At 33.5% G+C, this 12,595-nt stretch carries 12 protein-coding genes; 4 read left to right on the top strand and 8 right to left on the bottom strand.

Annotated elements, in window-relative coordinates; all coding sequences use genetic code 11:
* Positions 1-92: 92 nt before the first annotated feature.
* On the bottom strand, positions 93-416 hold the full coding sequence (locus HYN86_RS13215) for a DUF6660 family protein (protein ID WP_230406363.1): 324 nt from the start codon (positions 414-416) through the stop codon (positions 93-95).
* A 237-nt stretch (positions 417-653) separates the two neighbouring features.
* On the opposite strand from HYN86_RS13215, the gene HYN86_RS13210 reads away from it, so the two are divergent.
* Together HYN86_RS13210 and HYN86_RS13205 are read left to right on the top strand one after the other, a co-directional pair.
* Positions 654-1,775: a hypothetical protein gene (locus HYN86_RS13210; protein ID WP_113678452.1), complete on the top strand. Its 1,122-nt coding sequence runs from the start codon at positions 654-656 to the stop codon at positions 1,773-1,775.
* A 9-nt stretch (positions 1,776-1,784) separates the two neighbouring features.
* On the top strand, positions 1,785-2,543 hold the full coding sequence (locus HYN86_RS13205; protein WP_113678451.1) for a porin family protein: 759 nt from the start codon (positions 1,785-1,787) through the stop codon (positions 2,541-2,543).
* Here the strand turns inward: HYN86_RS13205 and HYN86_RS13200 are convergent.
* From HYN86_RS13200 to HYN86_RS13180, 5 genes are read right to left on the bottom strand one after another with little or no spacing between them, the layout of a single operon-like run.
* Positions 2,540-3,127, bottom strand: a complete 588-nt coding sequence (locus HYN86_RS13200) for a chemotaxis protein CheB (RefSeq protein ID WP_113678450.1) — start codon at positions 3,125-3,127, stop codon at positions 2,540-2,542. The genes HYN86_RS13205 and HYN86_RS13200 overlap by 4 nt on opposite strands.
* A complete protein-coding gene (locus tag HYN86_RS13195) occupies positions 3,109-3,918 on the bottom strand; it encodes a CheR family methyltransferase (RefSeq protein WP_113678449.1) in 810 nt (269 codons plus the stop codon). The genes HYN86_RS13200 and HYN86_RS13195 overlap by 19 nt, the downstream gene beginning before the upstream one ends.
* 7 nt (positions 3,919-3,925) lie before the next feature.
* Positions 3,926-4,291: a response regulator gene (locus tag HYN86_RS13190; RefSeq protein WP_113678448.1), complete on the bottom strand. Its 366-nt coding sequence runs from the start codon at positions 4,289-4,291 to the stop codon at positions 3,926-3,928.
* An 18-nt stretch (positions 4,292-4,309) separates the two neighbouring features.
* Complete coding sequence (locus HYN86_RS13185) at positions 4,310-7,879, bottom strand: response regulator (protein WP_113678447.1); 3,570 nt, start codon at positions 7,877-7,879, stop codon at positions 4,310-4,312.
* A 28-nt stretch (positions 7,880-7,907) separates the two neighbouring features.
* Positions 7,908-9,122, bottom strand: coding sequence for a hybrid sensor histidine kinase/response regulator (locus tag HYN86_RS13180; RefSeq protein WP_113678446.1), 1,215 nt, complete (start codon positions 9,120-9,122; stop codon positions 7,908-7,910).
* 392 nt (positions 9,123-9,514) lie between these two features.
* Here HYN86_RS13180 and HYN86_RS13175 point away from each other — a divergent pair, with 392 nt between their 5' ends.
* The gene (locus tag HYN86_RS13175; protein WP_113678445.1) at positions 9,515-10,363 is read left to right on the top strand and encodes an SDR family oxidoreductase; all 849 of its coding nucleotides are present in this window, start codon (positions 9,515-9,517) and stop codon (positions 10,361-10,363) included.
* A gap of 249 nt (positions 10,364-10,612) precedes the next feature.
* Positions 10,613-10,873 (top strand): SemiSWEET family sugar transporter, encoded by a 261-nt coding sequence (locus tag HYN86_RS13170; RefSeq protein ID WP_113678444.1) that lies wholly within the window; start codon positions 10,613-10,615, stop codon positions 10,871-10,873.
* Positions 10,874-10,939: 66 nt separating this feature from the next.
* On the opposite strand, the gene HYN86_RS13165 is transcribed toward HYN86_RS13170, so the two are convergent.
* Both HYN86_RS13165 and HYN86_RS13160 read right to left on the bottom strand, forming a co-directional pair.
* Entirely contained in the window at positions 10,940-11,770 is an 831-nt protein-coding gene (locus HYN86_RS13165; protein ID WP_113678443.1) for a hypothetical protein, read from the bottom strand.
* Positions 11,771-12,163: 393 nt separating this feature from the next.
* The gene (locus HYN86_RS13160; RefSeq protein WP_113678442.1) at positions 12,164-12,505 is read right to left on the bottom strand and encodes a hypothetical protein; all 342 of its coding nucleotides are present in this window, start codon (positions 12,503-12,505) and stop codon (positions 12,164-12,166) included.
* Between the last annotated feature and the right edge of the window lie 90 nt (positions 12,506-12,595).

Here is a 12,595-nt window from a genome sequence, read left to right as displayed (position 1 = left end):
ACATGAGAAATTAGGCAGGAATCTGCCGTATCAATTTGTGGTAAGTCCACAACGCTCTAACCCGAATTCCGAATTTTCGGAAACAGGCATCATTATGCTATTTGAGGGGGCTGCCATATGCTTCCATAGAAATTAGAAGCAAAAACAGATCGATAATTGGGTAAAGGAATAGAAATAATACTGCACGCAGCAGGAAATTCAAAACTTACAGCAGATTGATAGCTTAAAACTTGTGCACCGCAGCAGTTGCAGGCACAAAAAGGAGAACATAAATCGTTGTCTTTGTCGTGCGAATGATTATCCTCAGATGAAAATTGGGCTGTTTTATGCATAGCGCTGTTCACTTCCATATCTGCACAAGGCATATTTGAAAGTGCCATCAAATAAATTGACATTAGAATTGCTATCCATTTCATGAATGTAAAAATAATACTTTATTTAATTCACTTTAGAAAAAAAACATAATCAACTGACTTTTAATCATATTTCTTTAAATTTTATTATTGTCAAAAGAATTTTTAGTTAACTTTAACACTAATAAACACATATTCTATACTCCGATAAATCAAAAGATAAGCCGAAATTCCCTCAGAATACATTAGTACATCATTATTTCACGCAGTTTTATTTTAATCAAATCAATACTCAAGTCAATGAAATGTAAAAAACTAATATCAGCCTTTTTCTTATTATTTACTATTCCATTTTTCGCTCAGGTATACACCGAAAAAATTGTAGGAGAAAAAAATCAGGAATTAAAAGACAGCCTTAAAGTAGCGGATTATCCTTATGCCCTTCCCATCTGGGGTGATAAAGTCGCTAAAAAAGGATACAAACTTCCCTACTCTGCCGGGCTTTCCTTAAATTATTTTTGGCAGGATTCTGAAATTGTCATCAGTAATCTTCAAGTTGGTTTTAATAATGGTCCTATGTACAATTTAGATGAAATTGTACGTTTTGATAAATCTTCTGTCGAAGCCGGAGCACTTACTATTCGTCCAGATATATGGCTTCTTCCTTTTTTAAATATCTACGGTATTTTTGGTAAATCAAATCCTTCAACAAAAATTAATGCAGGAATTTACATTCCTGATGCAGATAACAATTGGTCAGAAATTGCCAATTTCAGTACAAAAGCTAATTTTAGCGCAACTACTTTTGGTTTTGGAATGACACCAACTATAGGAATTGGAGGCGGATGGCTGGCACTTGATATGAATATGGCTTGGACAGATGTAAGTGCGTTAGATAAGCCCGCTTTTTCGTATGTATTTGGCCCCCGATTAGGTAAAACCTTTAAACTTCCTAAACCAGATCAGAATATTGCTTTGTGGGTTGGAGGTTTCAGAGTCCACATTGCTGGAAATACGAATGGAAATATCAATTTATCGGATGTGATAGATTTATCTACAGCACAGGCAAAGGTTGATAGTGGATTAACCAAAGTTTCTGAAAATCAGGGAAAAGTAGATGCTTGGTGGAGCGGTCTAACACCTGCAGAGCAAAAAAGTCCTGCTAATATTGCCAAACATAATACAGCGAACCGAGCTCTGGAAAGTGCTGGAAATCTTCTTACGACTTTAGACGGCGCTTTAAGTACTGCCAGCTCTTCTTCTGTCCAATATTCGCTTCAAAAGAGACCAAAAGATATGTGGAATTTCATTATTGGTTCTCAATATCAACTTAATAAACATATTATGTTCAGGGTAGAAGCTGGTTTTCTCGGAACTCGAACACAAGCTTTAGGAGGAATACAATATCGTTTTGGACTTTAATCTTTCTATATGAAAAAAGGTTTATTATTACTTTTCATGCTTTTGTGCATGTCTCCCGCAAGATCACAAGTTTTAATTTCCTTGATTTTTGGAGATAAACTGAATTCGCCTTTTTTAGAATTTGGTCTTGAAGGCGGTATTAATCTTTCTGATATTTCTGACCTTAATAGTTCAGGAATGAATGCTGGTTTTAATCTTGGTTTTTATTTTGATATCAGATCAAAGCAAAATCCAGCGTGGATGATTAATACTGGTGTAATAGTAAAATCGCCGATGGGCGCAAGACATATTCCAGTTTATTCTTTAGATGATGTAAACTTGGACAATACTTTTGCAGGCGGAAGTGTCAATCGGGAAATACGGTATTTTAATGTTCCAATTTTAATTAAATACCAATTTAAAAATAGAATTTATCTCAAAACCGGACCTCAATTAGGACTTCTCGCCTCAGCATTTGATGAGTTTACCAACGAGATTAATGAAAACGATGTTACTTATAAAAAGAAAATCAGGGATCAAATTCGTGTTATAGATGCTGGGATCGCTTTTGGAACCGGCTATCATATGAATGTCGGCAACGGATTAAATATAACCATTCAATACTATTATGGATTAGTTCCTGTCATGAAAGGAGACGGCCCAAATGTCTACAACAGATCTTTATATCTGACAGCAGGAATCCCTATTGGAAAAGGAAAAGCCGCACAAAGACGCGCTGAGAAAGATGCTGAAATGAATAAAGTTATCCTGCCGGAAGACCAAGATTAAATTTGGTTTATTTCTTTTATCAATTCAAGAATTTCTTCTGTTTTCAAAATAAAATCTGGAGTGGTATGTAAAATCGCATTATTAGGCATAAAAGACATTTCTGCCGAAAGCGGATTTTGAACTACAATTAATCCACCAGCTGCCTGAATTGCTTTTAAACCAAGAGTTCCATCAGAATTAGAGCCGGAAAGTAATATTCCAATCAGTTCTGGTCCGAATATTTCAGCTGCCGATTCAAAAGACACATCAATACTTGGCCTGCTGTAATTTATTTTTTCTGAAGTATCTAAAGATAATGTTTCGTCTTTTTCAAACAGCAAATGGTAATTTGAAGGTGCAATGAATATGAATCCTGTCTGCAGTTTTACCTTATCTTCAACTATTTTTACTTTTATATTTGATCTTAGAGCAATTAAATCTTCTAAGGTTTGTTCATCTGTATTTTTTCTGTGAACTACAATTACAATTGCAAAGGATATTGGACTTTCTATAAAAGGCAAAATCTGCAATAATGCCTGCAGACTTCCTGCTGAACCTCCAATAATAACTACTTTACAATGATTTATTATTTTATTTTTCTCCATATTTTCTCTTTATCAAATTGTTTGTATTTGGTTTGAGAAATAGAATATTTGATTGTTTCTTTTGTCCCGAGTGCCAGAAAACCTAATGGAGCAAGACTGTCATCAAAAAGATTTATAACTCTTTTCTGCAGATTATTATCAAAATAAATTAAAACATTACGGCATAAAATAAGGTCAAATTCATTAAACGAAGTGTCTGAAACCAAATTATGCTGAGAGAAAACCATTTTTTCAGAAAGGTTTTCATTAAACTTCGCAAAACCATAATTGGCGATATAATAATCTGAGAAATCCTCTTGTCCGCCAGAATCTCTGTAATTATCGGCATAATCTTTTATCATTCGCAACGGAAAAATACCGCTTTTTGCCGTTTCTAAAACCGTTGTATTAATGTCTGTTGCGTACAATATCGATTTATGCAGTAATCCTGCTTCTTTCAACATAATAGCCATAGAATATACTTCTTCGCCTGTAGAACAGCCTGCATGCCATATGCGTATAAAGGGTTTTGTTCCCAATAACGGAAGAATCTCTTTTCGAAGTGTCATATAAAAAGACGGATCACGAAACATTTCTGTTACGTTAACCGTTATTTCATCGATCATTCTTTTGCAATATTCTGGATCTCTTCGAACTTTTGACAAGAACTCATGAAAATGTTTAAAGCCATCCAAATAAAAAACCCTGTTTACGCGTCTTTTAAGTGAGGCTCTGGAATAACTTCCAAAATCAAAACCATAATATTCGTAAATTTCATTTATAAGAGTTTCTAATTCAATATCTTCAATCATAATTCATTTAAATTTCACCCAAGATCTGCAATAATTTATCAACATCTACGGGTTTTGAGATATAAGCATCTGCTCCGGCCTCTATACATTTTTCTCGATCTCCTGCCATAGCCTGTGCGGTTACGGCAACTACAAAAGTAGATTCTTGTGACGGAATTGCTTTTATAAGCGGAATTGCTTCATAACCATCCATTTCCGGCATCATCATATCCATTAAAACAGCATCTATTGAACTGTCTCCTGCTAATATCCTTAAAGCTTCTTCAGCACTTAAACAAGACAAACATTCAAAAGATTTTGCCTTTAAAGTATTTACTAAAGCAAAAATATTTCTAGAATCGTCATCTACAATCAATACTTTTTTCTTTTCCATTTACAGTATTTTTAAAGATTAGATTTTATCGTATAACCAAACTCGCAATAACGATAACAGCTGATCTACATCGACAGGTTTTGTAATGTAATCTGAAGCACCTGCTTTGATACATTTTTCTCTGTCGCCGGTCATAGCTTTGGCAGTTACAGCAATTACTGCTAAGTTAAGAAATTTAGGATTACTTCTTATCTTTTCTGCTGTTTCATACCCGTCCATATTTGGCATCATCATATCTAACAATACTACATCTGTATCTGGATTCTCTTCTAAAATCTTAATAGCTTCTTTTCCATCAAAAGCCGTAATAACAGTCATTCTAAAAGCTTCTAGAGCTTTAGAAAGCGAATAAATATTACGAACATCATCATCAACAATTAATACTTTCTTTTCAAATAAAATATTGTTTAATGAATTCAGTTTTTTAGTGCTTTCTTTTTTGTCATTTCCTTCTTTTTTCTTGCTTTCTACTAAATGAAGGAAAAGTGAAACCTCATCAAGCATTCTCTGATATGAATGAGCAGTTTTTACAATAATAGAATCGGCATATTTTCTAATTTTCAGTTCTTCTTTAATAGACAAACTTTTTCCTGTAAATACGATCACCGGAAGATTCTCTAAACCTGGATTTTTCTTCACTCCGTCTAGAATTTCATAAGCTTGTTTATCTGGAATTCCCATATCTAGAATTACGCAGTCTACGTCGTTTTGGTTTAAAACAGTCAATCCTTCTGAAACATCACTCTTAATTTCAGAATTGATATTGTACGTTTCTAAGAAATAAGCAAGTGCTTTGGCGTGCTGCGGGTTATCTTCAATAATTAAAACTTTTTGAGATTCATTATTGATGATATGTTCAATGCGCATAAATACTTCTGGAATTCTATCAAAAGCAACTGGTTTGTCTAAGAAATCCACAGCTCCTTTTAACAGACTTTCTTGTTTTAATTTATGAGAAGACATAATGTGCACCGAAATATGTTTGGTATGAGAATGATTCTTCAATTCTTCTAAAACTTCCCAGCCGCTTTTAATTGGAAGTTCAATATCCAATAAAATTCCAATTGGTCTGTAAATTAAGGCGAAATTTAAAGCGTAATCTCCTCTTACCGCAACAACTCCTTTATATCCTTTTTTCTGTGTAAAAGCCAATAGTGATTTTGCAAAATTAATATCGTCTTCTACGATCAAAATCACTTTATCGCCTTCAACTATAGAATCACGGTCGTCTTCGATTTCAGCAGGAATAACTTCGCTGATATATTTTGGTCTTACCTCTGTTTCTTCTGTTTCTTCTTCTATTACTTCTGTTTCTAGTATTTTATTTACCGAAATTTTACTAATGGCAATACCTAATACTGGAAGACATAATGTAAACGTACTTCCATCATTTACTTTACTATTAAGGGTAATTTCTCCTCTCAAAAGTTTAGCTAATTCTCGACTGATTGACAATCCTAAACCTGTTCCTCCGTATTTACGTTTAGTTGAACCATCGGCTTGCTGGAATGCTTCGAATATTAATGGCTGTTTTTCTAACGGAATACCAATTCCGGTATCTTTTACGATAAAACAGATAATTTTATCATCATCACTATTTACCTTAATTTCAAGGCTTACTGTACCTTTTTCGGTAAATTTAATAGCGTTTGAAATCAAGTTTTTCAGAATTTGTTCCAGACGCATTTTGTCTGTTTTAATGACAATTGGCGCGTCTTTCGTTATGATCTCAAAATTGATACCTTTCTCTTTGGCAACAAGATAAAATAAATTATAAAGGTTGTCTGTGATTTCTTTAGTAGAAACATCCAAGAATTCCAAGTCCATTTTACCAGCCTCAATTTTAGACAAATCCAGAATTTCATCGATTAATCCTAATAAGCTGTTTCCTGAACTCTGAATTACTTTTGCAAATTCAATTTCTTCATTGTTCATGTTTTTGTTATTGTTTTCAGACAATAAACGGCTCAACAATAAGATCGAATTTAACGGAGTTCTTAATTCGTGCGACATATTCGCCAAAAACTCTGATTTGTAACGAGTTGTTAGTTCTAAAGCTTCAGATTTTTTCTGAATTTCTGTATTTTTTTCTTCTAATAAAACACTTCTTTCAGACAGTTCTTCATTGGTTTGTTCTAATTCTTCCTGCTGTACACGAAGCTCTTCTTCAGAGGCTTGTAATTTTTCAGTCTGCGCTTCTAATTCGGCATTGATTGCTTCCAATTCGCTATGCTGAATTTGAAGTTCTTCAGACTGCGATTTGGTTTCTTCTAAGAGTTCCATTACTCTTTTACGGTTCTGAGTTGCTTTTAAGGCAATTCCGATATTATTGGCAACTACATTTAAAAATTCTAATTGTAATTCAGAAAATCCATAAATGCTGGCTAATTCTACAGCGCCTTCTACTTTGAAATCCAACAACGGAACTGCTACAATATGCGTCGGCTTGATTTCTCCCAAAGCATAGTTGATCTGAATATCTTCTGAAGACAATGATTTTAATTCCAGCATTTTGCCCGAAACAATTGCCTGACCAATTAGTCCTTCTCCTTTTTTAATTCTTTCACGATTTTTACTCGGAATATAGCTGTAACCGCCAGTAACTGTTAATTCTTCACCATCAATAACATATAAAACTCCCGCGCTGCTATTGGTGTACTGGCACAAAAATTCGATTACATCTTTTGATAATTTCTGAATCGTTTTTTCGCCCAGCATTTTATCATTTAAAGAAGCGACACCAGATTGCAGCCATTCTTTTTGAGACAATAAATCGAAAGAATCTTTTAGTGAATCTTTCATATTGTGAATCGAAGCTCCCAAAGCCCCCAAGGTATCCGATTTTCGATCATCGATCTGAACATCATAATTTCCTTTTGAAATCTGTGTTGCGATGCCGCTGATTACTTCCAAGCGCTCGGCTGTTTCAATATCTTTACGCTGTAATTCTTTTTGCAGTAATGCACGCTCATTATGATCACGTAAGATTCTGGCAAAAAAGACAACTGTTATAATCATTGCAATTATAAATGCGACGATAATTAAGACAAAACTATAATTACCATATTTTTCAGAATTTGCAATACGTTCTTTCAAAAGAATCTGCTCGTTGTTCTCAATACTTTTGAATTTAGAGCGAAGTTCATCCATCATCTTTTTACCTTCTTCAAGATCAAAAGTAAGATCTTTTCCTCCCAGTTGTTTTTTTACAACTTGGTTATGAAGATATTTGAAAAAATTAGAACGCAGCGGTTTTAACTCACTAAGTCTTTTTTGCTGCGAAGGATTGTCTATTGTTAACTCATCAAGCTTTTCAAAATAAGCAGCAGACTCTTTTTCGGCGTTATAATGTTCCTGAAGGAAATCTCTGTTTCCAGTTATTAAATAACCGCGCATACTAGTCTGCGCATCGGTAAGAATAGATGAAGCGTTATTCAAATTATAAATAACATCCTGTGTATGGTTGACCCAGGTATTACTGTCAAGAAGATTTTTAATACTTAAAAAAGATGCAGTCGAACTAATCATTAATATCAGCAGGGAAACCGAGGAACTGATTAGTAAATTTCTTTTAAAATTACTGTCCATATAGATTCTGTACTATTTTGTTTATTGGTTATTTATTGGTTAACGGAAGTACAATTATAAAACTTGCACCCTCGCCTTGTTTACTTTTAGCGGTAATTAATCCATTATGTTTTTCAATAATTTTCTTGGCTATTGCCAGTCCGATTCCAGTTCCTTCGTAGGTCTGGCGGTCGTTTAAACTTTGAAAGATAATAAAAATTCTATCTAAATAAATTTCATCAAAGCCAATTCCGTTATCTTTTACAGTAATTCTGCAAAAATTACCTTCTGGAGAAGTTACACTATCAAATGACTTTTCTAAAATTAATTCAGAAGTTATTTCAATTACAGGTTTTTGTTCATTACCGGAAAACTTGAGTGCATTTCCAATCAAATTCTGAAAAACCTGACGCATCTGGCTTGGAATACTATCTACAGTTGGAAGTTCATTGGTTTTTATTTCAGCGTCTTTGTTTTCGATCAGGTAATCGAAATCTGAAAGCACTTCTTGTAAAACCTCATTTAAATCTGTTTTTTCTGGTTTCACCTGAGCCGAAAGTCTAGAATATGCCAGCAGATCTGTAATTAAAGTCTGCATTCTCTCTGCCGATTTTATCGTTCTATTTACGTAATCGACAGCCTTATCATCGCTTTTTAAATACAGGTCTTTTATAATTTTAATGAAGATTTGGATCTTCCGTATAGGTTCATTTAAATCGTGCGATACTACCCACGAAAACTGCTGCAATTCATGATTCCGAAGTTCTAATTCCTCATTTTTTTGGACTAGTTCTTTTGTCCTTTCAGCGATTTTGATTTCGAGATTATCCTGAGCTTCTTTTCGAATTTTGATTTCTTTGGAAAGAAGATCTTTAATCGCTTTAAGTTCGTGCTGCTGTTCGTAGATTTTTATGAATGTTTTTACCTTTAAAATCAGTAAATCAGAATCGACTGGTTTGGTGATATATTCAACTGCACCAGTTTCGTATCCTTTAAAAATATACTTTTTTTCGGTATTAAGAGCCGAAAGAAATATAACCGGAATGTCTTTTGTTCGTTTATTTCCAGAGAGAATTTTAACAACTTCAAAGCCGTCAAGTCCAGGCATTTGAACATCCATGATAATCAGACAGTAGTCTGTTTTTAGAATTTTCTTTAACGCTTCTTCTCCAGATTCGGCACTATCGACATCGATATTATGCAGCTCTAATGTTTTTTTTAAGGCAATGATATTGGCCCTTATATCGTCTACAATTAATACCATGCCGTTTTGAAGCTAAATTGGTTGTGAATCAAAATTCTTGAATTTAAAATGAATTTAAAAATTTTCTTATTTTTTTGTTGAATTCTACGAGTAATTATTAAAAACTACGTGTAAATTCTCAAATGTATAAAAAAAATTAGGAGAAGCTTTTTTATCTAAATCGAAAATCGTTACAAAATTCCCACTTTTGGTTTTCATTTTTAGTTTTATAGATGATTATGAAGTAATTAGAATTTTCTTGTTATTTTGATTTGTTTAGTTATTGAATGTATTTTCATACAATAAGTCCAATTTTGTTTTATTGAGGCAAATAAAATGCCTTTTAAAGCAATGATTTTTACTTCTATGCTCTAATTTTAAGAAGCATAAAAATCACTAAAAGAAGAATAATCATGAAAAAAACGAAAACATTCCCTGAACAAAAACAAAATCTTCCCGGTAATGAACACATGATGACGCCTGAACCAGAAATTATTAGAGAAAATTATGTTGGAAGCGGTAAATTATTGGGCAAAACTGCTTTTATTACCGGCGGTGACAGCGGAATAGGCCGAAGCGTTGCCGTACATTTTGCTAGAGAAGGCGCCAATATAGCGATCGTTTATTTAAAAGAAGACAAAGATGCACTCGAAACTAAAAAGATGATTGAAAATGAAGGCAGAGAATGCCTTTTACTAAGCGGTGATTTAAAAGATGAGAAGTTTTGCAAAGCTGCAATAAAAAAGTGCCATACGACTTTTAAGGATATTAATATAATTGTGAATAATGCAGCCGTGCAGTTTCCTCAAAACGAATTGGAAAAAATAACTGCAGCGCAGCTTCAGAAAACTTTTGAGACCAATATTTACCCCTATTTTTATATTACAAAAGCAGCACTTTCATTTTTAAAAGAAGGAGACGCAATAATCAACACTACGTCGGTAACTGCTTTTCGAGGCAGCGAGCATCTAGCGGACTACGCGAGTACAAAGGGCGCAATTGTAAGTTTTACAAGATCGCTTTCGAGCATGCTGGCTAAAAGAAAAATACGTGTAAATGGTGTTGCACCTGGTCCTATCTGGACACCGCTCATTGTGGCAAGTTTTGATAAATTATCAGATTTTGGAAAAGACAATCCGATGGAAAGAGCTGGACAGCCGTCTGAAGTTGCTCCTGCGTATGTGTTTCTAGCCTGCGAAGACAGCAGTTACATTACTGGACAGTTTATCCATATTAACGGAGGTGAATTAGTTGGCGGGTAATTTAGGATTTTCATGCATTTCGACGAAGCAGATTAGCAACTGACACAGCAAATCTCTAAGCGGTACCAAATCTGAAATACTGTAAAAATTTACTTGCGGAGATTTCTCTCCCGAAGCCTCGGGATCGGAAATGACACACCGTGAGAGAAGCTTTCAGCATCAAAGTATCTCAAGTATAGCAATCAGTCAAAAAAAAAAAAAAAAAAAACTCAGAACCTTAGAATCTCAGAATCTTAGAACCTTAAAAAAATGAACTACTTAGATATTCTTGGTCTTTTTGCCGGAACCTGCGTTACACTCGCAACGATTCCGCAGATTCTGAAAGTTTGGAAAACAAAAAAAGTAAAAGAGATTTCACTTAAAATGTTTGGCACCCTTACTTTCGGAATTGCGATTTGGGTTGTATATGGTATTTTGAAAAACGATCTACCCATAATAATTACGAACAGTATTTCATTACTTCTAAACCTAATAATGGTTTACTTCATAATTTATTATGAAAAAGAATAATTATAAAAAGAAAAAAACAGCTTTGACGAAGCTGTTTTTTTGAAAATGAAGAATATGTGAGGCTTACTAGCTAGCTAATTTTTGGTTGAATGGTTCTAATTCGATATGGTATTTCCCTTTTAATGTTTTTGCTTGTACTATTCGTTTGAAAAATAATGCAGGCGCCATTATCGTTGTTAAATTTACATTTGAAAGCTTTTTAATTTCGCTTAACTGTTTAACAGCAAAATTTACAATAGGCTGAAACGTAGTTAAATAATTGTAACTATGCTGTGCTATCTCCAGTTCTAATATTTCTCTTAAAATACTTTTCATTAATAAATAACGAACTGTTCCTTGCTGCGGAATGCTTTTAAGTTCTTGGAACTTCTCTCCTATTTTTTGATTTTCGTCTCCGATATAAATATAATTTCCAGACTCATGCGTGAAAATTCTTCTCACTTGAGAAGCATAATCTATAGCATTTTCAGAACTATTGACAACTGTCGGCATGCCAATTAATGAAAACTGAATATGCTGGTGGCTCTGGAAATAAAGCACGCTGTTGATAGATGAGGAATTACTCATAATTCCAGACTGTTGTTTCTTTAACGACTTAATTTCGCCGTTTGCACCAAAACTATGGACTACATTTCCTTTTTCACAATACACAAAAAATACTGGTGAAAGCGGATTTGATTCTATACTTAAATTAACATCTTGATTAAAAGTTAAATCAAAGTTTAAATAGGTCATTTCTTTTTCAAAACGAACGCCGGAAATACTTCCTGTAGCCCATCTAGATTTAAATGTCAATTTGTATTCATTAGCAGTTACCAATAAGTCACCGCCAAAACTCTCTTTAAGGTTATTAAAAACAGCATCAAAGCCTCCAGTATTTATGTAAAGTTTTTTCATTGTATGATTTGGTATAATTTAATTGATTAGCTTATTTACTTACAAAAACTAACTTTTGTTTTTAACTTAATTTCTTATTTCAAATTTCGTTTATATTGCTACTCAAATCTTTATACAATTTTGGAGAGATATTTCATAATTATTATTTTGTAGTTTTTTTTTATAAATAGGGACAAAGGTTCAGAGGTACAAAGGTTCAGAGGGGTAAGGATTGAGTTTTAAAAACTCTTTTTAAACTTTCACACCTCAAAAACAAAAACCTTTGCCTCTCTGTACCTCTGAACCTTTGCCCCTTAAAAAAAAAAGCAGCTGCTCCAAATAAATTTGAAACAACTGCTCATCAGCAAAATAAAAATACCAATCTATTTTTACTCTTTAATCTATATTACTCTTTTAAGTTAATTCGCTTACGTCTGCGTTGTTAGAGTAATTCTGTTTCGGAATGTCTTTAAAGAACTCAGCTTCTTCTAAATCTGCAGTAGGTCCGTATCCTAATAAATGCGTTCCTTTTCTATTATCTTTAGTTTCTATTACGTATAAAATAGACATATCATCTGGATCGCTCATGCCCTCGTAACGATGGTGTGCCACAATAAAAATATCTTCAGGCTTATATGCCGTTTTTGTCTCAGAATCTATTAGCTGATCATTAACGAATAAATAATTTACTGTATATCCTTCTTCTTGATATCTTTTTATATAGTCGGTTTCGTGTTTTGAATCTTCTCGTTTCATGGCTTTTTGTTTTTAATCTGTTTATCAAATTTCAGCATTGAAACCAGATAAAGTTAACTCAAATGATTTTAATCTTGCCTCATTCAAAAA

This window comes from Flavobacterium fluviale (assembly GCF_003312915.1).
In the GTDB taxonomy this organism is placed as follows: domain Bacteria; phylum Bacteroidota; class Bacteroidia; order Flavobacteriales; family Flavobacteriaceae; genus Flavobacterium; species Flavobacterium fluviale.
The sequence above is the reverse complement of the archived record's forward strand: the minus strand, read 5'-3'. Positions and strand labels throughout refer to the sequence as shown.

Coding starts and splice junctions, on each gene's coding strand:
- HYN86_RS13215 (WP_230406363.1), bottom strand. CDS start 416: ATGAAATGGATAGCAATTCTAATGTCAATTTATTTGATGGCACTTTCA.
- HYN86_RS13210 (WP_113678452.1), top strand. CDS start 654: ATGAAATGTAAAAAACTAATATCAGCCTTTTTCTTATTATTTACTATT.
- HYN86_RS13205 (WP_113678451.1), top strand. CDS start 1,785: ATGAAAAAAGGTTTATTATTACTTTTCATGCTTTTGTGCATGTCTCCC.
- HYN86_RS13200 (WP_113678450.1), bottom strand. CDS start 3,127: ATGGAGAAAAATAAAATAATAAATCATTGTAAAGTAGTTATTATTGGA.
- HYN86_RS13195 (WP_113678449.1), bottom strand. CDS start 3,918: ATGATTGAAGATATTGAATTAGAAACTCTTATAAATGAAATTTACGAA.
- HYN86_RS13190 (WP_113678448.1), bottom strand. CDS start 4,291: ATGGAAAAGAAAAAAGTATTGATTGTAGATGACGATTCTAGAAATATT.
- HYN86_RS13185 (WP_113678447.1), bottom strand. CDS start 7,879: ATGGACAGTAATTTTAAAAGAAATTTACTAATCAGTTCCTCGGTTTCC.
- HYN86_RS13180 (WP_113678446.1), bottom strand. CDS start 9,122: ATGGTATTAATTGTAGACGATATAAGGGCCAATATCATTGCCTTAAAA.
- HYN86_RS13175 (WP_113678445.1), top strand. CDS start 9,515: ATGAAAAAAACGAAAACATTCCCTGAACAAAAACAAAATCTTCCCGGT.
- HYN86_RS13170 (WP_113678444.1), top strand. CDS start 10,613: ATGAACTACTTAGATATTCTTGGTCTTTTTGCCGGAACCTGCGTTACA.
- HYN86_RS13165 (WP_113678443.1), bottom strand. CDS start 11,770: ATGAAAAAACTTTACATAAATACTGGAGGCTTTGATGCTGTTTTTAAT.
- HYN86_RS13160 (WP_113678442.1), bottom strand. CDS start 12,505: ATGAAACGAGAAGATTCAAAACACGAAACCGACTATATAAAAAGATAT.